Raw genomic sequence first — 23,247 nt, 5'->3', positions numbered from 1 at the left:
TACAGATCCGATATAACATTTAGATAACAGATATAAAAAACGAGGATAGTTATGTTCAATTTCGATTACTACAATCCAACTCGGATTATTTTCGGTACCGAGCGTATTAAGGATCTTGATCTACATATTCCGGCTAATGCAAACGTACTGATCACCTATGGTGGAGGCAGTGCCAAAAAATTCGGCACGATTGATGAAGTCAAACAGGCACTGGGCTCACGTAATTATATTGAGTTTGGGGGTATTGAACCCAATCCACATTACGAGACGTTAATGAAAGCCGTCAACATTGTAAAATCTGAAAAAGTCGACTTCCTTATTGCCGTTGGTGGTGGCTCGGTTATTGATGGCACTAAGTTTATCGCGGCGGCAGCCTATTTTGAAGGTGATGCTTGGGAGACCTGGATCAGTAATCCACCACTGGATCGCGTCTTACCTATGGGTTGTGTTGTCACCCTGCCGGCCACCGGTTCTGAAATGAATGGCACTGCCGTGATCAGCAATACAGCCTTAAATGCAAAGTTAAGCCACAAACACCCTCTTCTTTTTCCACGCTTCGCTATTCTCGATCCAAGAAAATCCTATACGCTACCGACCAAACAAATTGCTAATGGTGTGGTTGATACTTTCGTACATATCGCAGAACAGTATTTGACTTATCCGGTATATGGCAAGGTTCAGGATCGTTTTGCCGAAGGATTAATGCTGACTCTGATAGAGGAAGGTCCAAAAGCGCTGGCTGAACCGGATAATTACCATGTCAGAGCGACAATTATGTGGAGCGCAACTCAGGCCTTGAATGGACTGATTGGCGCGGGTGTTCCCCAAGACTGGGCAAGTCACCGTATCGGTTACTATTTTACTATTCATCACGGACTCGATCATGCCCAGACACTCGCTATTCTGCTTCCCGCCGTCTTGGATGTTCAAAGGGAAAGTAAGCGCCTCAAATTACTCCAATATGCTGAAAGAGTATGGGGAATCACGCAGGGGAGCGATGATGAGCGGATAAATAGTGCCATACAATTAACAAGAAAATTTTTTGAAAATATGGGTCTTCCTACCTACATAAGGGCGTATGGCATACCAGAATCATCCATTGACGAAGCAATTAACTATTTAAAAAGATTTAATTTATTACCCCTAGGTGAACATAAAAACATCACAGCGATTGAAGCCAGGAAAATTCTGAGCTTAAGTTACTAAATGAAGCGACAGGAAATAATAACGTTATAAAGACTTGTTCATTTCCTGTCGACATACTATTATATATAGCGTATCAGGTTAGATTACCTGCCTATACACTGTATATAACTCACCAAGCATTCTACCACCTGACGTAACATTCGTTATCAATGCTACAGTGTCTCGCTTGGGCTACCATTTAATTAAGTCTGAAATAAAGTAAATATAATGAGCGATATCGATTATTTAATGATGTTCCGTAAATGTTCTAATCACGATAGCTTAGAACGCCTGTATGACAAACTAAACTATTCTTTAGTAGATAATAATATACTAGCTAATATGTATCGTGCTGCCGATCATCGCCGTGCAGAACTAGTTGCTGGCAAGTTATTTGATTTAGGTAAAGTACCAAAGACTATTTGGTCTCAGGTAAAGTAACCTTATTTAAGCAAGACAATATATAAATAGTTTATAAATTATCATCAGTCTTAAGCGCTACGGATGATTGTATGATTAATATCTATTGTACTGCTTTATGCTGTTACTAAGTGTTTAACCCTTATATACAGTAAATCATTATGATCGCTATCTACCATTAGCTATCCTGACACGATAGCTACTTGTGCTGGTTAATGCACATTATCTCTTCATCCACTGACGATACTTCATAAAATTTAAGTCCTTATATAATACGAACCTCGAAATAAAGATATCTAAAGTAATACTCTTTCTGTTTAGTATTACATTGTCTTTATCACCTGATAAAACAAACCAAATAGATATAAAAATAACGGGGAAAAGCCTATCATTATTCCTTTAACTTCTCTTTAATAGACATTAAATATGAGTTTTTATTCTTCCTCCCCTATTAAAATCTTACTAAACCTCAATTATTTCTAACTCGCAGCGACCATGTAAGCACCATAATATGCCTACACATATAAAATAGAATAAATTAGCTCATCATCTTGACCTGGCTCAATTATTATTGAATGTTTAGATAACGGGTTAATGATTTACATCTTGCTCACAGAATTTTTCATTTTTAACTAATTCATCACTTTTATTCAGTATATAAATTGCCAGCACAAGACAAAACCAGACTATCTACAACCTGTTTAAACTATTCTGGCTAATATCATGATAGTTTCTTAAGCCAGACCAGCCTGACAATAGCTTTAACTATCTGCTTATCTTTTAAGGTTTATTACCCCGCTAACTCTGGCTGATTTTTTCTAACGGCCCATCGCCATACATCTAAAAAGTCACTAAAAACGATACAACGTCTTGGAAGGGACAAAACAGGCCAATGATAAAGAGAAGTGCTCTCGGAGCTACCAACGTCATCATTTCCCGAGGAAAGCATATCTTCCAACTGACAGGATAGTTAAACAATCACGCAGCATAAAAAATCAGCCAACTCGACAGTAATTTTGTTTAACATCACACCAATTTGCTCAGTTGATGAACACTCAAACAGAAGATGATAATTTAGCGTTGACAGCCCCAATAGAGATAGATATGATTCGCCCCGTTCAAACGATTCCTCTGTAGTTCAGTCGGTAGAACGGCGGACTGTTAATCCGTATGTCACTGGTTCAAGTCCAGTCAGAGGAGCCATATTAGCATTTCAGATAGTTTGGATGCGTCCATACAAGACCTGAAATGAATAAAGTTAAAATCCTCCTTTTGGAGGATTTTTGCTATCTGGCGGTAAATAACAGCGTTAGTTGTTTTAGGCCAGCATACAAACGCAATATCACTTCTGTAAACCTACCCTAGTCTACTTCCAGCAGTTATATCAGTTTCCTTAACACAGCAACCGGCTCATATTCTCATGATGCTATTTATCATAGATGGGTATCGGCCACTCATTTAACGGTATTGGTCGTCCAAAATAATATCCCTGCCCTCTCGGGCAGCCAAGTTCACGAAGCTGTTCTGCAACCTCGGCGGTTTCAATCCCCTCAGCAACCAACGGCACGGACAACCCAGAGGCTAAACGAATAACCGAAGAGATAATCGCCTGACTTCGGGCATTCTCCAATACACCGCTGACAAAATCCCGATCTATCTTCAAACAGTCAAACTTCAGACGATATAGATAGGAAAGGCTGGAGAATCCTGACCCAAAGTCATCTATGGCTATCGAGACACCCAACGCCCGAATACGCTCAAGCTGTTCAGTAATAATGGTCCTTTTTTCAACAAACAGGGATTCCGTTAACTCTAACGTTAGATTAATCGGGGAAAGGTTAAATTCACTGATGGTTTCAACGATTAAATCATAGAAATCAGCCTGCATTAATTGCCGAGCAGAGACATTAATATGAATATCGAAATCAGCAGGCCAGCCAGACTGAATTTTTAATGCCAGTTGGCGGCAGGACTCTCTTAAAATCCATCGGCCGATAGAAAGAATCAATCCCGACTCTTCTGCCAATGGAATAAATACATTAGGAGGTACCATTCCGTACGCTTTACTACGCCAACGAATCAGTGCTTCAGCGCCGACAATATGGCTATCACTTAAATTAACGATAGGTTGAAAATAAACCAGTAATTCATCATTATTTTGTGCCTGACTAAGCTCCGCCAACATTTGAGTATTTTCAACCGCTCGACTCATCATTTCAGGATGATAAACCTCATAGGCGCCGCTGCCTTTCTTTCTGGCGGCAACGAGTGCCACCGAGGCATTTCTCAGGCTATCAGCCAAAGACCGATCGTCAAACTCATCCTGTAAGAATCCAATATTGCCTGAAAACAATAAGTGTTCACCTTCATAGCCCTGAGAACGCGCATACAGTTGAATATATTTATTCATTTCCTGAGAGCAGGCTTCACTACTACAGGTTTTTGGATAGCAAATAGCAAACTCCACATCATTGACCTTTGCTAATAAAGCGTCTGGAGGAACGATGGCTAACAGGTGCTTAACAAACTCACGTAATAATGATTCTCCTTTCTGGTAGCCAAGACTATTGTTCATTTCAGTCATATTATCCAGACTAACCAGAATCAGGCATTTCCACTGTTGCTGTTCCCCCTGAGCCACCAGCTCACGCATTCTTTCCTGTAATCCTTCTTTACTCAATAACCCGGTAACAGAATCGTAATACACTTGATGTTTTAAGCTGGAAAAGGCTTTAGATAACGTTGATGACATATCATTAAATGCATCATTTAACAGCTTAATCTCTTTAATCTCAAAATGGGATTGCTGGGTCGGCGACCATTTCAATTTAGCAATCAAACGGGCTTGCTTAGCCACTTGCAGAATAGGCGTGGTAATTTTTGATAAGATTATCCAGGCTAACGCTACCCCTACGATAAAGATAAACAGGATCAGTGAAATAGTCACTTTACGGTTAACATCGAGAAAACCGACAAAATCACTACGAGGGACAGCAACGATAATCCGCCAGTTATGCAGCCCTAACTCCTCACCAAAAGGAACCATTCGCCCATAATAGGTTTCATCTCCAACGGTAAATTTAGTTTTATGGATGCTCATATCAGACAGGTAAGGTGCCATTGTACGCACAATGATACTTTCGCTATCTACCGGCTTAAGTAATTGCACATTTTCCTGCTGGGTCAATTCCGACGTTTGTATGGTGGTCTTTTTTTCATCGGTTGAATGTGAAATGATTTCGTTGGCACCATTCACAATAAAAATGACACCATTGCCTAAATTAGGTAACTCCTGCAAATAACGATTAAATTTATCTAGTTTAATATCCGTAGAAACAACCCCAACATAGCGCTGTTCAATATCATAAACCGGGGTGCTATATGAAATACTGATCCCCCTGACCGCATCTAAGTCCCAGTATGCTGTGGTCCAGAATGATTTTCTGGTTTTATCCGCCATCCTAAACCAAGGACGCACTCTGGGATCATAGTCACGAACGCGATTAATCACCGGCGTATTCACATCCAGTCCGGAATAAAAATTCAATACCCCATGCGTTCGTTGGTCTTTTAAAATTAAAGTCAATTTATCAGTGACGGTTTCACGACTAACACCAATATAGTCGCCATTTACCGAACCAAAGGCGAGCAGACTAAGCTGAGGGGAGTAAGGAAAAACGCGTTGTAGAGTTCCAATCAGTGACGGTTCCAGCTTCATCATATCAACGCTATCGCCGGTCAAAGCCTGTTGCATACTCATTTCAACCGATGCATTGGCCTGTATCGGGACTTTAAGAAAGTTAAATAAATTAGTCTGAACAGATTCAATATAAGCAGAAGTCACTTTGTCACTGAGACTATCAAAAACCCGGTTTTCGCTGCGAAGCTGTAAGAAAACGGCTAAGCCAAACATAATGGTCAATATAGAAACAAAAAGCGATATAACAACCAGTTTTAATGATACTGTGTTTAATAATCGCACATACTCACCACTCACATATATAAAAAATAATCAGCGTTTAAAAACAATAATGACGCTATCATCAAGATGATAGCTAATGTTTTTTACCCGAGTTAAATGCCTCCTGCATGACCTGTTTTAAGTCTATATCACTTTCTGTTATTACTACACTGAACATCAACACATTTTCTGACAATTATCCGTTTTCTTCATTTTTCTCGATCATAAAGCCAGTATTGATTTTACCCACAGTGAATTAGCTATGATAAAATTTCATGCCGAATAATTCAGCTAACTGATTAAAATAAAAGCGGATAAGCCTAATTCTGCACGAAGTATAAGCAAACGCACCGGATTAATTTTTTGATCGGTTGACAGAGTTCCGGTTGGCAGATATCATGCGCCCTGTTCAGACAATTCCTCTGTAGTTCAGTCGGTAGAACGGCGGACTGTTAATCCGTATGTCACTGGTTCGAGTCCAGTCAGAGGAGCCAAATTCGAAGAAGCCCGCTTTTTAGCGGGCTTTTTTATTGCCTGTCATTCTGTAGCAGCTCAAAAACGACAATAAAAAAGCCCCAACAAGAGATTGTCAGGGCTTTAGGATAAAACATATTGTAAATTAAACATTAATACTTCAATTAATTATCACTAACACAACTAGATGTACAAGTTTTTCATAAGAGAAAAATTAAGCATTTATAGTTAAAAATCCCTCCGATTTATTGACCGAAACACTATACTTTTCTACACATTTAAACCAATGATGTTAGTTCGTTTCCAATATTCGACTAACTCAGTACACCACCTGCGTAACAAGCTTCCAACTCACCAGTCTGAAACTGCTACACGCCCTTTCGTTCCCAGTACGCGATGTTACTTTAACCTACATGACCTGACTTCTATCGCGATGCAAACAGTACTAACTTAATAACAAACCTCAATCGCGATTTATTTCAAATTAACATCCGTTAACTACAAGGCCCTTATCGCGTTTTAACTAACGCGCCGACGCTATTGAATCAATCCAGAAGACTGATTGCGCCTGCGTTACAGACCAATTTAACCCTTTATTTAATCCTGTCAATACTGTTTTTTAATACAGTAAAAATAACATCTCAGAGCATAAATTTTTTGCCATCCAAACAATCATTTACCCCCCTACTCTAAATTACTGTCACAGATAAATTTCAAGATACAGGCTTTAGTATTCTCATCTCAATGTGAATACATTTGCATTCTGCAAGCGAATGATTAAACAGCGACTATACTTGTTTAAAAGCTGAATATCGCAACAGCCATAAACTATATATTCAATTGATTTATATAAATTTTATCAAAACAAAGCATACGGAATATTTATACGAATTTAGAGATTTGTGACAATAGTCACCTTATGTTAACAACATTTATTTTACGCTATAAAATAAATAAGCTAAGTGAAATTACCCGTTAAATTTAAACTTGTTCTCAACTAACAACACACCAATTTAAACCATAGATTATTCTGGAGTACTTCCATGTTTAAAAACCTCTTTGCAAATTTGCAAAAAGTCGGCAAGGCACTGATGTTACCCGTATCAGTTTTGCCTATCGCCGGTATTCTTTTAGGTGTTGGTGCCGCTGATTTTAGTTGGTTACCCACCATTGTATCAAAAGTCATGCAGCAGGCTGGTGGCTCCATTTTCGATCAAATGCCCCTCTTATTTGCTGTAGGTGTCGCTCTGGGCTTTACCAATAATGATGGTGTTGCTGGTCTGGCATCCATTGTTGGATACGGAATTATGGCCGCTACCCTCAAAGTTATGGCTGAAACTCTTGGCGTTGCCAAAATTGACACCGGTGTTCTGGGCGGGATTCTGGTTGGTGGTTTAGCGGGTTATTTATTTAATCGCTTCTACCGTATCCAGCTACCGGATTATCTCGGCTTCTTTGCGGGTAAACGGTTCGTGCCAATTATTACCGGCTTTGTTTGTATTGCGCTGGGTATCATCCTGTCATTTATTTGGCCTCCGGTAGGAAATGCAATTAGTGCGTTCTCTCAGTGGGCTGCTTACCAGAACCCGGCGATGGCTTTTGGTATTTATGGTGTGGTTGAACGATCGTTGATTCCTTTCGGCCTACACCATATCTGGAACGTGCCGTTCTTCTATGAGGCAGGCCAGGCTTGCGTAATTAATAACAAAGTCGTGGCCGGTATTGCTAATGAAGCAGCCTGTACCGCCGAGAATGGTCGGTGGATCACCGGTGAAATCCAACGTTACCTTCAGGGCGACCCAACGGCAGGCAATATGGCCGGTGGTTATCTGTTTAAAATGTGGGGCCTGCCAGCGGCTGCCATCGCAATGTGGCACACCGCGAAACCAGAAAACCGTGCTAAGGTCGGCGGTATCATGGTATCTGCTGCACTAACCTCATTCCTGACCGGTATCACAGAACCTATTGAATTCGCCTTTATGTTTGTGGCTCCGGTTCTGTATGCTATTCACGCCCTACTTGCTGGTCTGGCCTATGTGATAACCATTCTGTTGGGGGTTAAACATGGTATGACCTTCTCGCACGGTGCGATTGACTTTACACTGTTCTACCATCTATCAACCAAAGGCTGGATGTTCTTTGTTCTTGGCCCTCTATATGCCCTGTTCTATTACGTTGTCTTCCGTTTTGCTATTGTAAAACTCAAGCTTAAGACGCCTGGCCGTGAAGATGATACTTCCGCTGAAACAATAACTGGCACCAGTAACGGTATCGCCGCCGATCTGGTTGCGGCTTTCGGCGGTAAAAACAATATTACCAATCTGGATGCCTGTATTACCCGTTTACGCGTTGGTGTCGCTGATGTGTCTCAGGTCGATCAAGATAAACTGAAAAAACTGGGCGCCGCCGGTGTTGTCGTTGCGGGCTCGGGGATTCAAGCTATTTTCGGAACCAAGTCTGATAATCTGAAAAGTGATATGGATGAATATATCCGTAACCATTAACCGTTTCTCTGGTTAAACGTACGAAAATGCCGTGTTTAACACGGCATTTTTATTTCTTGAATCAAGGATATTCTATTCATATTCAGTGCTCTGTTTACCTGTCAGTAGAATCCCAGACATAAAAAAGCCCCGCATAGCGAGGCCTTAGCAATAAAAATAAATACTTATTTCACTTCGGACTTAGTTTTCATTTTCTGAGAGATATCGCGACGCTCTTTGGAGAGTTCAGCATTTTTGATGATGTATTCATCAACGCGCTCTTCATAGTCGCCTTTCATGTTGGCGATAATCGCCTGAATATCCTCAATGCTCATACCCGGCTTGATGTATTCGCTCAGGTTCTCAAGCAGTAATACGCGCTTTTGGTTATCACGGATTTTCTTTTCGTTATCCACAATTTCACGTTTTAGTTTATTTTTACGGCGGGACAAGCGTACATACTCCAGCACATTTTGAAATGAAGGTTTCGCGTTTTCCATCATAATACCCTTACTTAATAAATAAACAGTTCATCATCACAACGTTAACGACGATACTACGTAAGTCAGACCTGAACTGCTACTGAAATGATATCTTTCTGCTCTATCGACTATAGATAAAAAATCCGGACTATGCCGGATTTTTAATTTCATCAAAATTAACTTATTCCATCCACTCGGTATGGAATACGCCATCTTTATCGATACGCTTATAGGTATGAGCCCCGAAGTAATCACGCTGAGCCTGAATCAGGTTAGCTGGTAATACTTCTGCACGATAGCTGTCGTAATAAGCAATCGCCGCTGAAAGGGTTGGCGTTGGAATACCGTGTTGTACCGCATAGGCAACAACATCACGCAGCGCCTGCTGATATTCATCAGCGGTTTTCTTAAAGTAGCTAGCCAATAACAGGTTAGCAATATCACCATTTTCAGCATAAGCATCGGTAATTTTTTGCAGGAACTGGGCGCGAATAATACAACCAGCGCGGAAGATTTTCGCTATCTCACCGTATTGTAAGTTCCAGTTATACTCGTCTGAAGCCGATTTCAATTGAGCAAAACCTTGCGCGTATGAAACGATCTTACCTAAATACAAGGCACGACGAACTTTCTCGATGAACTCGGCTTTATCACCAGCAAATGCCTGAGCTTTAGGTCCGGTCAGAACTTTTGAAGCAGCCACACGCTCGGTTTTCAATGCTGACAGGAAGCGGGCAAACACAGACTCAGTAATCAGCGATAAAGGTACTCCGAGATCCAGCGCGCTTTGGCTGGTCCATTTACCGGTACCTTTCTGAGCGGCTTCATCCAGAATAACATCCACTAAATAATTGCCGTCTTCATCTTTCTTACGGAAAATATCGGCGGTAATTTCAATCAGGTAGCTATCCAGCTCACCTTTGTTCCATTCAGTAAAGGTTTCAGCCAATTCGCTATTACTCAGGCCAACAGCCTGTTTCAATAGTGAGTATGCTTCAGCAATCAGTTGCATATCGCCATATTCAATACCGTTGTGTACCATCTTCACGTAGTGACCTGCACCGTCGGAACCGATATAAGTAATACACGGTTCACCGTTTGCTCTGGCTGCAATTTTCTCCAGAATCGGGGCCACTAACTGATAAGCTTCTTTTTGTCCGCCCGGCATGATTGAAGGCCCTTTTAGTGCGCCCTCTTCACCACCGGATACGCCAGTACCAATAAAGTTAAATCCTTCGGCTGACAGCTCTTTATTACGACGAATAGTGTCTTGGTAATAGGTATTACCGCCATCGATTAAGATGTCACCTTTGTCCAAATAAGGTTTCAAAGAGTCAATGGTTTTATCCGTTGCCTCACCTGCTTTTACCATTAACAAAATACGACGCGGTTTTTCTAACGAATGAACAAACTCTTCAACGGTATAACAGGGAACCAGTTTTTTTCCTGGATTCTCAGCAATAACTTCATCAGTTTTATCGCTGGAGCGGTTAAAAATAGAAACAGAATAGCCACGGCTTTCAATATTTAACGCTAAATTGCGGCCCATTACCGCCATTCCAACGACACCAATTTGCTGTTTAGACATAAAGACTCCTAGCTGACAGGACATATTCACCGGTTAAAATCGGACGACAAGTGAACAACTTATTTATAACAAATATCATAACTCACGAAAGTGACAATTGGTACGATAGAAATCGCTATCGCAGTAATTGCTAACCATGATGTTGACTAGCTCATCAATCAGAAAAAACTATCGGGTCACGCAGAATCAATCGATTAAATTGATATTGATTAATGGATAAATTTTCCGAACAGCGCTACAGGCGAATAAAAAAGGTCAAATTATCAGCAACCAACCGACCATTGCGCTTCAGCAAGCATTAACCATGAGATAAATTATTGTCGTCATCACATTTACCCCCTACAATCATTGCCGCAGCATGTGCTGTCAATCTGAAGGTAACCACCTGACTTATGGAATGGATCGCTGATCCAACAATTTGGGCCGGCCTCGCAACCCTGGTTGTGCTCGAAATCGTTCTGGGTATTGATAACCTTGTCTTCATCGCTATTCTGGCGGATAAGCTCCCTAAAAAGCAACGTGACCGCGCACGCGTCGTTGGTTTAGCCCTCGCTTTAGTTATGCGTTTAGGGCTGTTAGCCAGTATTTCCTGGCTTGCCACGTTAACCACGCCTTTATTCATCATTTTTGAACAGCCTTTTAGCGGCCGTGATTTGATCATGCTGGTTGGTGGTCTATTCCTGTTGTTCAAAGCCACCATGGAGCTAAATGAACAATTAGAAGGTAAGGATCACCAGGACTCATCCCAGCAAAAAGGGGCTAAATTCTGGGCCGTTGTTGCCCAAATTGTGGTGTTGGATGCTGTTTTCTCCCTAGACTCCGTCATTACTGCGGTAGGTATGGTCGATCACTTGGCGGTAATGATGATCGCCGTGTGTATTGCTATGAGCCTGATGTTAATGGCCAGCAAGCCGTTAACCCGTTTTGTCAATGCGCACCCGACCATTGTTATTCTGTGCCTAAGTTTTCTGTTGATGATTGGCTTTAGCCTGGTCGCTGATGGTTTTGGCTTCCATATTCCGAAAGGCTACCTCTACGCGGCTATTGGTTTCTCCATTCTGATTGAAGTGTTCAACCAGCTATCGATAGCTAACCGTCGTAAATATTTGTCATCCAGCCGCCCGCTACGCCAACGTACCGCTGAGGCGGTTCTCCGTATGCTCAGTGGTAAACATGAAGAAGCCGAGCTGGATAACTATAGTGCTAATCTGATCGCTGATAAGCCAAGCGATGAAGTCTTTAACCAACAGGAACGCCATATGATTGAGCGAGTGTTGGGACTGGCTCAGCGCTCGGTTGGCAGTATCATGACTTCTCGTCATGATATTGAAAACATTGATTTAAGCGAATCCGATGAAGAGATTCGTCAAATTCTGCATAAAAATCAGCATACGCGTTTGGTTGTGACGGAAGATGGATCGGTTGATGAACCGCTCGGGGTGATTAATGTTAACGACCTGCTGAAACAGCAATTGGAGCAGTCTGAGCTGGATATTCGCTCATTGCTCAAGCAACCGGTCATTTTCCCAGAAACGGTTTCGTTGCTAATGGCGCTGGAACAGTTCCGTCAGGCGAAAACTCACTTTGCCTTTGTCGTTGATGAATTTGGTTCTGTTGAAGGTATCGTTACCCTAACTGACGTCATGGAAACTATCGCCGGTAACCTACCAGTTGATGGTGAAGACATTGATGCACGCCACGATATTCATCATGAAGCCGATGGGAGTTGGATTGTGAACGGTTATATGCCGCTAGACGATCTGGCTATTTATGTTCCAATCGATATCGAAGAGAAACGCGAATACCATACGGTCGCCGGTCTTCTTATGGAGCATACTCAGCGAATTCCTGACGTGGGTGAACAAATTAAAATCGGTGACTGGTTATACGAACCACTGGAAGTCAGCAGCCACCGCCTTCTTAAGGTACGAATAACTTGCTTGCGAGAACCGGAACCTGACGAGGAATAGTTGAAAAATAGACAATAAAAAAGGCGCAAATAGCGCCTTTTTTATTTTATCCCTCAGAAGCATCAGAATATTTTATCCAACAGCTTCTTAACCTCTTGGGTTTCTTTCTTATCTTTATTCTTATCGATCCACTTATCGATCGCTTTCCCAACCTGCCCTTTTATCTGGTCACGTAGTAATTGCTCAACGTTAAGCTGATAACTTAACTTACTCCAGGGGCCATAAATCCGCAGGGGAATCGTACTATTTTGCAGAGCGGTCACAATATCTGACTTACCGCTCCATCCTTGGGTTACGCGAATTTTCAAATTCATATCACAGGACTTTCCAGGCAAATTCAATACGCCAGTACCCGCAACCGCCAGCATCTCAGAAGCACCATTTAACCGAGTGATTCTAACCTGTCCTTGATTCAATACCGTATCAACTACCAGACGTTGTACTTCTGTATAACGCTCATAGCGCTCTGCCCCTTTTACATCTTTATTACTGCGGGACACGGCCTGTTGAATAAGCTGTTGTATATTTAAACCGTGTAAGCGAGCGCCATCAATTGCGATATGGGCATTCCCCTGCCAGTCCTTATCAAACCGGCTGATATCATTCCCAATGTTGTGAAAGGTACCTTGCAGGCTCAATTGCCCGGTTAACGTTTCGGGATAATTTAACGCTTTTAAAATATCGCCCATGGCAACATTCTGCACTATCGGTTTAAGCGTGATTTTTGGCGTCGCTGCCGTGGTATCTACCGTTCCCGTCACGCTAACTGAACCGCCAACCACATTGCCTTTTAGGGTTTCAATGATCGCGGTACCCTGCTGATTATTCGCCTTCAACACCAGATTACCAACGGATAGATTGCGAAACGCCAGCTGACTAACCTCAACTGACAGCTTGGCGTTAAAATCCTTCAGGAAAGAGAGATCGGGTTGCTCCGATAATCCATTAGCTGAAGAGATAACTGGTGCTGGTGTTTCCTTGCTCTCATTACCTGACGTTGATGCATCGGTTGATACCACAGGAAAAATTTGATCCAAATTAAGACTGTCAGACTTGATTGCCAAATCGTATTGAGGAACATCACCGAGTGAAGCTGAAATATCCAGCGTTAGCTGATTATCATTAAAAGTTAAATTCATCGGTGAAATTTTGATGCTTTGAGGTGCACTTTGATACACCAAACTAAATGCACTCGTTCCTTTAAATCCCTCACTTGGGATATCCGCCCCCTCAAGCTGATAATCAATATTGCTAATATCAAGCCCTAACGTTTGCGGAAAGTGGCGTAAGTCGACCGCACCGTCTAAAGAAAAACTTAATTCTCGCTGGTCACGGTTAATACGTGCCTGTGCCGAGATATCCGCCTGCCGCGCTTCGGTGCGCGATAATGTCAGATTAATATCCCTGACATTGATAATATCATTTTCACTGCGCTGCCAAACTAACAGGCTATCAGTAACAATTATTTTATCCAGTTCCAACGACCAGCCGGATGCCGATGCTGAAACAGTAGGCTTACTTTCATGGCTATTGCCCGGAGCGATGGGTGCATTTTGCTCTGTCTGCATTTGGCTTTCAGGCAACAGTTGAATAACCCCGCCCTTCAATACCACATTCTTGACCACTAATTGATGGGAAAGCAGCGGAAAAAGCTCAACGTCCAAACGCATATTATCTGAACTGACCAGTGGCTTGGTTGCACCTGGCGCCGTCAACGTCATTTGACCGGCTAAAATACTGAGCTGAGGCCAAACATGCCAGCGTAAATCGCCATCGATTTTGAGCTGGTAGCCGGTTTTATCCTCAACTTTCTTAACCATATAGCCACGAAACTCATTGGGATTGACCAACAGAATAAGGGCGGCCATTCCGGCGAGGAGTACCGCCAGAATAATGGCCAATACGGTTAAAAGTCGTCTCATGGTATATTGTCCCCAACGGTAACGATTATAAACTTAATCCATTAAAAAAATTGGTTTAATCTTTATCAATACGGCTGGCAACCGCGCCTTGCTGGTCTTTATACTTAGCATCTTCTCGGCGATGATAAGGTCGAGCCGCCGGGCCACTCAAGGGCTCAAAACTCAATGCACCAATAACCATGCCCGGGCGCAAAGCCAACGGTAGCTTACCTGAGTTATAGAACTCCAACACAATATTGCCCTGCCAACCAGGATCAATTCGATGGGCGGTCACATGAACCATCAATCCTAACCGCGCCAGCGAAGAACGACCATCCAACCAACCCACCAGATCGTCAGGAATAGAAACCGACTCCAGCGTTACCGCCAATGCCAGCTCTCCTGGATGTAAAAAGAAGGCTTGGTCTGCAGATAAATTAATCTCATCACTCATCACCCGTTCAAGCGCTGCTGAGACTTCTTCTTTTGGCCCACTCAGATCGATATAAGCTGCCGTATGACCGAGAAACACACGAAATTGATTGCCTAAACGTACATCAACAGTTGCACCATTAATGCGTTCAACAGGTGGTCTTGGGGTAATTTCCAGCTTGCCGCTGTCGAGGTAAGCTTCAATATCCCGATCGCATAATCTCATTCCGGTCATTCTCCTGTTTTTATTCTCTAATAACTGATGGATTCAATACTGATTGTTGGCACGGTTCAAACTTTTACGCGCTAACGAATACCTATTATATTATCACCAGTTGGTAAGAGTATCCTTTTAATAATAGCGAGATTTTTCCGTCACCCACGGATTAAGCGAGAAAAAACTATCCTGCTTATCTGTCATAACAGATAAACGAAAAATATCGACCTGATGATGGTGAGGGTAAAGAACTACGCCAGACTCCGTGACGGGCTGGCGTATCTTATATAAAGCGTTTAACGATAGATCACCGTTAAAGCATAGTTCTGATATTAATTTCTGACGGAATCGCCTGACCTTGCCAGTAAAGCTCAGCAGCCACGTTTGCCGCAAGCTGACGATAAAGCTGGCTATACTCACTTGCCGGATTAGAAACAACCGTTGGTTCACCACGATCCAAATCTTCACGAATACTGATATGTAACGGAAGTTGCCCCAGCAGTTGGCTACCGTGTTTAGCAATCAGCTTTTCAGCACCGCCGGTACCAAATATCGCTTCCTGATGACCACAGTTGCTACAAATATGAATGCTCATATTCTCAATAATGCCCAGCACTGGCACATGAACCTTCTCAAACATCACCAGACCTTTCATCGCGTCGACTAATGCAACGTCCTGAGGGGTGGTCACGATAACAGCGCCGGTAACTGGAATATTCTGTGATAACGTTAGTTGTATATCCCCGGTTCCCGGCGGCATATCAATCACTAAATAATCCAGATCGGGCCATAATGTATCTTGTAATAGTTGCAGTAACGCCTTACTGGCCATCGGACCACGCCATACCATCGCGTTGCCGTCTTCCACTAAATAACCAATCGAGTTAGTCGCCAAACCATGAGCCATAATCGGCGCCATATGCTCGCCATCCGGCGAGGTTGGTCGTTCACTTACCGTCCCCAACATGGTTGGAATAGATGGGCCATAAATATCCGCATCAAGAATACCCACTTTGGCACCTTCAGCCGCTAAGGCTAACGCTAAATTCACTGCCGTACTGGATTTACCGACGCCGCCTTTACCGGAACTAACGGCAATAATATTTTTTACGCCTTTAACGCCGGCCTGATCGTTCGCCCGTTTTAACGTGGAAATATTGTGCTGTAAACGCCATTCAATTGAAGCTGCACCGGTGAGCTTGATGATCTCAGCGGTTTTTTCAGCTTTTAGTGCCGCAAAGCCACTCTGCCAGGCAAACGGCATGTGTAATTCGATATGCAGTACATTATCAAGCAGTGCACAGTGATGAAGCGCTTTTAATTGAATTAGATTTTTCTTCAGCGTTGGATGGGCAAAGGTGGCAAGCAGTTCTGTTACCTGATGATTTAACGCTTCTGGCGTTAATGGGCCCTGGGATTGTTGATTCATCCCTACTCCTTTTTTATTATCAGTGATGTTAACTACAACTATTATGAATGACGACACATATTGCCATTAGCATAACAGAAGCTGAATAAAAACGCGTAAGCAACTGCACACCAGAACAAACTTTATCGTGCCTCCTGCATCGTTAAAATCCCTCCAGCCCCCGACCGATTATAAATTTATCACGGTCAGAACCGAATACGCCCTAGCCGAGTTAGGTTCAATCAGTTAACATCATCAGTTCCCATTGATTACACATTCAAAAGATAAGACTCACACTATGGCTCAAGTCGCGAAAAAAATACTGGTGACCTGCGCGCTCCCATACGCAAACGGTTCAATTCATCTCGGTCATATTCTCGAGCATATTCAAGCAGATATTTGGGTTCGCTATCAACGAATGCGCGGACATCAGGTTAACTTTATCTGTGCTGACGATGCCCATGGCACGCCAATCATGCTTAAAGCTCAACAGCTTGGCGTGACGCCGGAGAGTATGATTGATGAAATGAGCCGTGAACACCAGCAAGACTTCGCCGGCTTTGCTATCAGTTATGATAACTACCACTCTACGCACAGCGAAGAAAACCGTGAGTTATCCGAACTTATCTATGGTCGTTTAAAAGCCAATGGCTTTATTAAAAACCGGACCATTTCTCAGCTATTCGATCCTGAAAAATCGATGTTTCTGCCAGACCGCTTTGTTAAAGGCACCTGTCCGAAGTGTAAAGCACCGGACCAATATGGTGATAACTGTGAAGTCTGTGGCGCAACCTATAGCCCTACCGAGCTGATTAATCCGCGTTCGGTGGTCTCCGGTGCCACGCCGGTGATGCGTGAAACAGAACACTTCTTCTTTGACCTGCCAGCGTTTCAAGACATGCTACAGGCCTGGACCCGCTCCGGAGCCTTGCAGGAGCAAGTGGCTAATAAAATGCAGGAGTGGTTTGATTCCGGTCTGCAACAGTGGGATATCACCCGCGATGCCCCTTACTTCGGCTTTGAAATTCCGGATGCGCCGGGCAAATATTTCTATGTCTGGCTAGATGCACCAATTGGTTATATGGGGTCATTTAAAAACCTGTGTAATAAGCGCGATGACTTAAGTTTTGACGAGTACTGGCGCGAAGGTTCTGACGCGGAGCTGTATCACTTTATTGGTAAAGATATTGTCTACTTCCATAGCCTGTTTTGGCCGGCCATGTTGGAAGGTAGCCAATTCCGTAAACCCACTAACCTGTTTGTTCACGGTTATGTGACAGTGAATGGCGCGAAAATGTCGAAATCTCGCGGCACCTTTATTCAGGCCAGCACCTATCTGAAACATTTGGATCCGGACTGTCTGCGTTACTACTATGCCGCTAAACTCTCTTCACGCATTGATGATATCGACCTGAATCTGGAAGATTTCGTACAGCGCGTTAATGCCGACATCGTCAACAAAGTGGTCAATCTGGCTTCACGCAACGCCGGCTTTATCAATAAACGCTTTGGTGGCCAACTATCGGCTAAATTAGCGGATAGCGAACTGTATAAAACCTTTACCCAAGCAGCGAAACAAATCGCTGAATACTACGAGCAGCGTGAGTTTAATAAAGCCATTCGTGAAATTATGGCGCTGGCCGATATTGCCAACCGCTATGTTGATGAACAGGCTCCGTGGGTGGTCGCGAAAGAAGAAGGTCGTGATGAAGACCTACAGCTAATTTGTTCGATGGGCATCAATATGTTCCGCGTATTAATGACCTTCCTGAAGCCGGTACTGCCAGCGCTGTCAGAACGAGCTGAAGCCTTCCTGAATCAGGAACTGCACTGGAAAAATATTGAACATCCGCTGTTAGACCACAAAGTAAATGGCTTTAAAGCGCTGTTTAATCGTATTGACCGCGATAAGGTTGATGCCATGGTGGAAGCGTCCAAAGCAGATCTGTTGGCAACCCATGCAGCCCCTAAAGCGGCAGTCAGTGGCCCGCTGGCGGAAGAACCTATTTCCGAGACCATTACCTTTGATGATTTCGCTAAAGTAGATTTACGCGTAGCGTTAATCAAGCAAGCTGAAAACGTCGAAGGTTCCGATAAGCTGTTAAAGCTGACCTTGGACCTCGGTGGTGAAATCAGACAGGTGTTCTCCGGTATTAAGTCTGCCTACCCCGATCCGAAAGCCCTTGAAGGTCGCCTGACGGTAATGGTGGCTAATCTGGCACCAAGAAAAATGCGCTTTGGTGTATCAGAAGGCATGGTCATGGCAGCAGGTCCTGGCGGCAGCGATATCTTCCTGCTAACCCCAGACAGCGGCGCTCAGCCGGGAATGTCAGTTAAATAATTCCCATCGAAATAAACGTAAAAAGGCTATGGTAACTCCATAGCCTTTTTGTTTACCTCAGGACATCTATCAGAATGAATAGTCCGCAGCAACGAAGTAACGACGCCCTTCTTCGTTATAGCTGTACACATCCCTATCCAGATCTTTATCAATCAGGTTAAGAACCCCAGCACGTAATTTAAGATTTTTAGTCGCCTGATAGGCTCCACCGGTATTCCAAACCACATAACCTCCCGGCGTCTTGCTGGCTGAGGTCGTTGCCCGTTGTTTGCCGGTATAGTTAGCCGCTAAATAGAAAGACCAGTCGTCTACCGGTTTCCAGTCCAACGTTCCATTTGCCGTATGGAATGGGCGCTCTTTCAACGGCTTATTACCACCATTACTTAAATCACGCGCATCGTTATAGGTATAGTTTAACTTCGCTTTCCAGGCATCGTTAATCGGTACCGCTAATTCGGTTTCAACACCGCGGACTCTGGCTTTATTCACGTTATAATAAGCAAACACTGGCTTTCCGGTAGTGGGATCAAAACCAACAAAGTTCGGGTAGCCCGGTGCATCCGCTTTATTTTGCGTCCGATTAATACTGATCATATTATCGAGGTTGTTTTCGAATACGGTAACGCTACCGCTGACGCCATCCAGAATCCCTTCATCTCCGGCATAATAAAGGCCGAGCTCGTAGTTCTCACTGGTTTCCGGCTTCAAATCCTGGCTACCAACAATAGTACAGGCACCACGACACGAATTTGATTGCCAGTCTGGGCTAAGCTGTAAGAGCGATGGTGCTTTAAATGCTTTCGCCCATCCGCCTTTCACCGTTACCGTATCCGTTGCGGAATAAACCAAATAAGCCCTCGGGCTCCAGTGATTACCATAGTTCTCGTGATCGTCAACCCGCGTACCGGCAGTTAATGCCAAGCTTTCCAGAATACGCCATTCATCTTCAATAAACAGCGCATGCTGTTTGGCTGAGGTCGAGCCACTGCCTTTTAGGTTCACCGTATCTTTCAGTTCATCCTTTCTCAACTCACCACCAAAGGTCAGCGTCTGATTAATTGCGTCAATAGGCAGAACAAATTTACCATCGGCAGAGTTACTTTCAGACGTTAATTTGGCCGTGCTGTAGTTATCAATTTTTTCACCATAGAAACGGAGCTCTGAATTAGCAAAACCCCAATTACCATTATGAGAAAGGCCATAGTTCTGGCGCTCAAGACGAGTGCTGTCTAATGAGTCTGACTCACGATCCTGCCGGTCAAAACCATAATTGACCAAAAACTCATGATCCTGATTCGGAGTAACAGAAAATTCGACGTTACCATCACGGCTCTTATATCCTTCGATACCGCCGGTAATACCATCAGCCGCCGTTGCGGATTTATTTGGCGCGTCTTTATCTCGATAAGCGAAATTACCATAGGTTTTTACCGACAACAGGTCATCAATCAATGGACCGCTGGTATAAATACTGGTGTTATAGCTATCCCCTTTATCACGGTTCTCCTGAATGGTACCATCTACGCTCACGGTTCCAGTCCAAGTCTTCTTCACTTTTTTGGTGATAATATTCACTACACCACCTAGTGCATCAGAGCCGTATAACGATGACATTGGCCCGCGAACCACTTCAATACGCTCAATCGCATTGACCGGAACCCAACTTAGGTCATAGTCATTATGACGAAACACCGCATTACGGGAGTTTACGCGTTTACCATCAACCAAAATCAGCGTATAGCTGCTATCCAGCCCCCGAATGCTGACGCCTTTACGGTTATCCCCTTCATTCGTCAATTGAATACCCGGAACTTCCTGCAAAATATCCTTCAAATTTTGAACCGGTTTCTTTTGTAGTTCTTCCGCCGTAATCACGCTGATACTGGCTGGTGCATCCTTTACGTTTTGAGCAACTGACGATGCGGTGACTACCATCGTGTCATCGGTAGCGGCAACAAGTGATGCACTGGTCAATAAAAGTGGGGCAAATATTCCTGCCCGGGTAATTGGGTTAAATCTTAACCTTGCCATCTGAATCCTCATCCTCAATATATTGATATCATTATAATAATTATTATTTTATGTAATTAGTTAAATGCTCACTTAACCTAATACGCAAAATGAGCCCATACATTAATAGAAATGGTTATCATTATCAACAGTTAAAATAACAAGATTATATATTGATTTATATGGTTATTTTTAAGAAATGCAGGAGGGCGGCCAGCAAAATAGTCTGGCTCATTATTTAAGCTCGTCATGTTACTGTAAATGGCCGAGCGTCAAGTTAAGGTATCAGTCCTAAGAGGAGTAACGGATAGTTATCGTTATCAGCCCGGTAAACAAGGAACGAAATCTATAAATTTTATTAGACTTAATTGAATCATTCCCTCGGCTAAAATTAATTATTAAGAATGATAATAAATATCATACTTATTTAATATATTGTTAGTGATTTTTTGCGATAGAAATCTAACTTTCTGTTGAATCTAACGGGTTTTAATTGACCGATTGCTCAACCAAACCATCAATCAATACTTGGGGCCGTCCTTGTGAGCAACACTCTATACGACCGCATACACCATACACTTTTGCTAAACTATCTGGCGTAATCACCTTGTCAGGTTTACCATCAGCGATAAGTTGCCCATTTTGCAACATCAAAACATGATCTGCATGGCGCAGCGCAATATTAATGTCATGGACCACTACCACCGTGATGATGTTGCGCTTTTGCGTTTCTTTACGTACCAAATCCATCACATGGAATTGATAGTTGAGATCCAATGCACTGAGCGGCTCATCCAATAATAACAGCGAAGGCTGACGAATCAGAGATTGAGCCAGGCCGACTAGCTGTTTTTGACCGCCGGAAAGCTGATCGAGATAGTTTAATGCCAAATGAGAGATGCCTAACTGCTCAAGTAAAGCCATGACTTCCGCTTCACCCTTTTCAGAGTGCCCATCACCCGATGCCCGTTGTGCAACGACAATCGACTCCAATACGTGTAAATGTACGCCCGCAGGTAATGACTGCGGCAAATAGACCACACTTTTTGCCCGTTGAGCAAAAGGCTGCTGCATCAGATCTTGACCATCTAACAAAAGCTCACCGGTTGCATGATTCAATCCGGCCAACGCTCGTAACAGCGTTGATTTTCCACTACCGTTAGGACCAAGCAATACAGTAATTTCCCCTCTGGACAAATTAGGGATCGACAAATCGGTAATGATTTTCTTTTTCGGATAACCCGCATTGAAATGTTTTGCCTGTAAACCGCTCATCATACTTGCCCTCTATGGCGCAGAATGATGCTCAGAAAGAACGGAACGCCAACCAATGAAGTTACAATACCAACAGGAATAATCACGCCCGGAATCAGATTTTTGGAAGCAACGGACGCCATAGATAATACCAGCGCCCCAATCAGAGCACTGGCAGGAAGATAGAAACGGTGATCTTCGCCAAAAATCAGGCGAGCAATGTGTGGAGCAACCAAACCAATAAAGCCGATTGGCCCCACAAAAGCCACCGCCAGCGCCGACAGAATACTAATACGTAACAAGGTCGTTAATCGTAAGCGACGGACATCAATACCAAAGCTGATGGCCCGATCTTCCCCTAATCTGAGGGCAGTTAGTTTCCAGGCATTCCACATCGACCATGGGAATAACACCAGAAACACCACCAGCAGAATAGCCAGTTTAATCCACGTCGCTCTTGCCAGACTGCCCATGGTCCAGAACACCAAACCTTGTAAGGTATCTTCTGAAGCAATGAACTGCATCATGGAAACTAATGCGTTAAAGCTAAATACCAGCGCGATGCCAAACAACACCACGCCGGAGGTCGCAACACGAGTCCAACGGGTAACCGCATCCAGCATAAACGCCGCCAATAGCGCAAAAATAAACGCATTGGCCGAGATAAACCATTGCGGATCGATACCAGGAATACCAATGCCCAATACGATGGCTAATGCCGCACCAAATGCCGCAGCCGAAGAAACACCCAACGTAAATGGACTGGCTAAAGGGTTATTCAGAATGGTCTGCATTTCCGCACCAGCGAGTCCCAGCGCCATCCCAACCACAATCGCCATTAAGGCATACGGCAGCCGAATATCCCATACGATAACTTGCGTACCGGCATCCACACTCTCCGGATGCCATAACGTTTGCCATAATTCCGCTATCGTGAGGCCCGAAGGCCCCAGGATAAAATCAAGCACAAGGGATCCAATAATGGCTAATAACACCACGGCCAGGATCATTAAGCGTTTCCGTAAAATATGACGATAACGCCCCATTACACCCGTTTCTGCCTGGGCTTTGGCTTCAGCTATTGGATCTGTACTTATGCTCATTCAATGACAACCGTTGTG

General features: G+C 43.5%; 14 protein-coding genes and 2 tRNA genes. 7 read left to right on the top strand and 9 right to left on the bottom strand.

What is annotated here, in order from left to right; translation table 11 throughout:
- Positions 1 to 51: 51 nt before the first annotated feature.
- The 3 genes from BMZ28_RS09885 (at position 52) to BMZ28_RS09875 (ending at position 2,808) form a co-directional block, all read left to right on the top strand.
- A complete protein-coding gene (locus tag BMZ28_RS09885; protein WP_074822806.1) occupies positions 52 to 1,206 on the top strand; it encodes an iron-containing alcohol dehydrogenase in 1,155 nt (384 codons plus the stop codon).
- 207 nt (positions 1,207 to 1,413) lie between these two features.
- Positions 1,414 to 1,626 (top strand): transcription modulator YdgT, encoded by a 213-nt coding sequence (gene ydgT / locus BMZ28_RS09880; RefSeq protein WP_047781396.1) that lies wholly within the window; start codon positions 1,414 to 1,416, stop codon positions 1,624 to 1,626.
- Between the two features lie 1,106 nt (positions 1,627 to 2,732).
- Positions 2,733 to 2,808: transfer RNA gene (locus BMZ28_RS09875), tRNA-Asn, on the top strand.
- A gap of 223 nt (positions 2,809 to 3,031) precedes the next feature.
- Here the strand turns inward: BMZ28_RS09875 and BMZ28_RS09870 are convergent.
- Entirely contained in the window at positions 3,032 to 5,587 is a 2,556-nt protein-coding gene (locus BMZ28_RS09870; protein ID WP_136655884.1) for a bifunctional diguanylate cyclase/phosphodiesterase, read from the bottom strand.
- 397 nt (positions 5,588 to 5,984) lie between these two features.
- On the opposite strand from BMZ28_RS09870, the gene BMZ28_RS09865 reads away from it, so the two are divergent.
- Positions 5,985 to 6,060, top strand: a tRNA-Asn gene (locus BMZ28_RS09865).
- 1,023 nt (positions 6,061 to 7,083) lie between these two features.
- On the top strand, positions 7,084 to 8,544 hold the full coding sequence (ptsG, locus tag BMZ28_RS09860; protein ID WP_047781398.1) for a PTS glucose transporter subunit IIBC: 1,461 nt from the start codon (positions 7,084 to 7,086) through the stop codon (positions 8,542 to 8,544).
- Between the two features lie 164 nt (positions 8,545 to 8,708).
- Here ptsG and tmaR read toward each other — a convergent pair whose 3' ends face one another.
- Positions 8,709 to 9,023 (bottom strand): PTS system regulator TmaR, encoded by a 315-nt coding sequence (tmaR, locus tag BMZ28_RS09855; RefSeq protein WP_047781399.1) that lies wholly within the window; start codon positions 9,021 to 9,023, stop codon positions 8,709 to 8,711.
- 163 nt (positions 9,024 to 9,186) lie between these two features.
- The gene (gnd, locus tag BMZ28_RS09850) at positions 9,187 to 10,593 is read right to left on the bottom strand and encodes an NADP-dependent phosphogluconate dehydrogenase (protein WP_047781400.1); all 1,407 of its coding nucleotides are present in this window, start codon (positions 10,591 to 10,593) and stop codon (positions 9,187 to 9,189) included.
- Positions 10,594 to 10,985: 392 nt separating this feature from the next.
- Between gnd and BMZ28_RS09845 the strand changes: the two genes are divergently transcribed.
- A complete protein-coding gene (locus BMZ28_RS09845; protein WP_074822800.1) occupies positions 10,986 to 12,563 on the top strand; it encodes a TerC family protein in 1,578 nt (525 codons plus the stop codon).
- Positions 12,564 to 12,625: 62 nt separating this feature from the next.
- On the opposite strand, the gene asmA is transcribed toward BMZ28_RS09845, so the two are convergent.
- The 3 genes from asmA to apbC all read right to left on the bottom strand — a co-directional run bounded on the left by asmA (position 12,626) and on the right by apbC (position 16,542).
- Positions 12,626 to 14,485, bottom strand: coding sequence for an outer membrane assembly protein AsmA (gene asmA, locus BMZ28_RS09840; protein WP_074822797.1), 1,860 nt, complete (start codon positions 14,483 to 14,485; stop codon positions 12,626 to 12,628).
- Positions 14,486 to 14,540: 55 nt separating this feature from the next.
- On the bottom strand, positions 14,541 to 15,122 hold the full coding sequence (gene dcd, locus BMZ28_RS09835; RefSeq protein ID WP_047781403.1) for a dCTP deaminase: 582 nt from the start codon (positions 15,120 to 15,122) through the stop codon (positions 14,541 to 14,543).
- 304 nt (positions 15,123 to 15,426) lie between these two features.
- Positions 15,427 to 16,542, bottom strand: coding sequence for an iron-sulfur cluster carrier protein ApbC (gene apbC / locus BMZ28_RS09830; protein ID WP_047781404.1), 1,116 nt, complete (start codon positions 16,540 to 16,542; stop codon positions 15,427 to 15,429).
- A gap of 277 nt (positions 16,543 to 16,819) precedes the next feature.
- Between apbC and metG the strand changes: the two genes are divergently transcribed.
- Positions 16,820 to 18,862 carry a methionine--tRNA ligase gene (metG, locus tag BMZ28_RS09825; RefSeq protein ID WP_074822794.1) on the top strand — a complete coding sequence of 681 codons (2,043 nt, stop codon included), beginning with the start codon at positions 16,820 to 16,822 and terminating at the stop codon, positions 18,860 to 18,862.
- Positions 18,863 to 18,931: 69 nt separating this feature from the next.
- Here metG and cirA read toward each other — a convergent pair whose 3' ends face one another.
- The 3 genes from cirA to BMZ28_RS09810 all read right to left on the bottom strand — a co-directional run bounded on the left by cirA (position 18,932) and on the right by BMZ28_RS09810 (position 23,229).
- Positions 18,932 to 20,893: a catecholate siderophore receptor CirA gene (gene cirA, locus BMZ28_RS09820; RefSeq protein WP_074822791.1), complete on the bottom strand. Its 1,962-nt coding sequence runs from the start codon at positions 20,891 to 20,893 to the stop codon at positions 18,932 to 18,934.
- A 468-nt stretch (positions 20,894 to 21,361) separates the two neighbouring features.
- Positions 21,362 to 22,150, bottom strand: coding sequence for an ABC transporter ATP-binding protein (locus BMZ28_RS09815; protein WP_047781407.1), 789 nt, complete (start codon positions 22,148 to 22,150; stop codon positions 21,362 to 21,364).
- Entirely contained in the window at positions 22,147 to 23,229 is a 1,083-nt protein-coding gene (locus BMZ28_RS09810) for a FecCD family ABC transporter permease (protein WP_047781408.1), read from the bottom strand. The genes BMZ28_RS09815 and BMZ28_RS09810 overlap by 4 nt, the downstream gene beginning before the upstream one ends.
- Positions 23,230 to 23,247: the final 18 nt, after the last annotated feature.

This window comes from Pragia fontium DSM 5563 = ATCC 49100, from assembly GCF_900112475.1.
Taxonomy (GTDB): domain Bacteria; phylum Pseudomonadota; class Gammaproteobacteria; order Enterobacterales; family Enterobacteriaceae; genus Pragia; species Pragia fontium.
The sequence above is the reverse complement of the archived record's forward strand: the minus strand, read 5'-3'. Positions and strand labels throughout refer to the sequence as shown.

Coding starts and splice junctions, on each gene's coding strand:
- apbC (WP_047781404.1), bottom strand. CDS start 16,542: ATGAATCAACAATCCCAGGGCCCATTAACGCCAGAAGCGTTAAATCAT.
- BMZ28_RS09810 (WP_047781408.1), bottom strand. CDS start 23,229: ATGAGCATAAGTACAGATCCAATAGCTGAAGCCAAAGCCCAGGCAGAA.
- dcd (WP_047781403.1), bottom strand. CDS start 15,122: ATGAGATTATGCGATCGGGATATTGAAGCTTACCTCGACAGCGGCAAG.
- BMZ28_RS09815 (WP_047781407.1), bottom strand. CDS start 22,150: ATGATGAGCGGTTTACAGGCAAAACATTTCAATGCGGGTTATCCGAAA.
- cirA (WP_074822791.1), bottom strand. CDS start 20,893: ATGGCAAGGTTAAGATTTAACCCAATTACCCGGGCAGGAATATTTGCC.
- gnd (WP_047781400.1), bottom strand. CDS start 10,593: ATGTCTAAACAGCAAATTGGTGTCGTTGGAATGGCGGTAATGGGCCGC.
- asmA (WP_074822797.1), bottom strand. CDS start 14,485: ATGAGACGACTTTTAACCGTATTGGCCATTATTCTGGCGGTACTCCTC.
- BMZ28_RS09885 (WP_074822806.1), top strand. CDS start 52: ATGTTCAATTTCGATTACTACAATCCAACTCGGATTATTTTCGGTACC.
- BMZ28_RS09845 (WP_074822800.1), top strand. CDS start 10,986: ATGGAATGGATCGCTGATCCAACAATTTGGGCCGGCCTCGCAACCCTG.
- ydgT (WP_047781396.1), top strand. CDS start 1,414: ATGAGCGATATCGATTATTTAATGATGTTCCGTAAATGTTCTAATCAC.
- ptsG (WP_047781398.1), top strand. CDS start 7,084: ATGTTTAAAAACCTCTTTGCAAATTTGCAAAAAGTCGGCAAGGCACTG.
- metG (WP_074822794.1), top strand. CDS start 16,820: ATGGCTCAAGTCGCGAAAAAAATACTGGTGACCTGCGCGCTCCCATAC.
- tmaR (WP_047781399.1), bottom strand. CDS start 9,023: ATGGAAAACGCGAAACCTTCATTTCAAAATGTGCTGGAGTATGTACGC.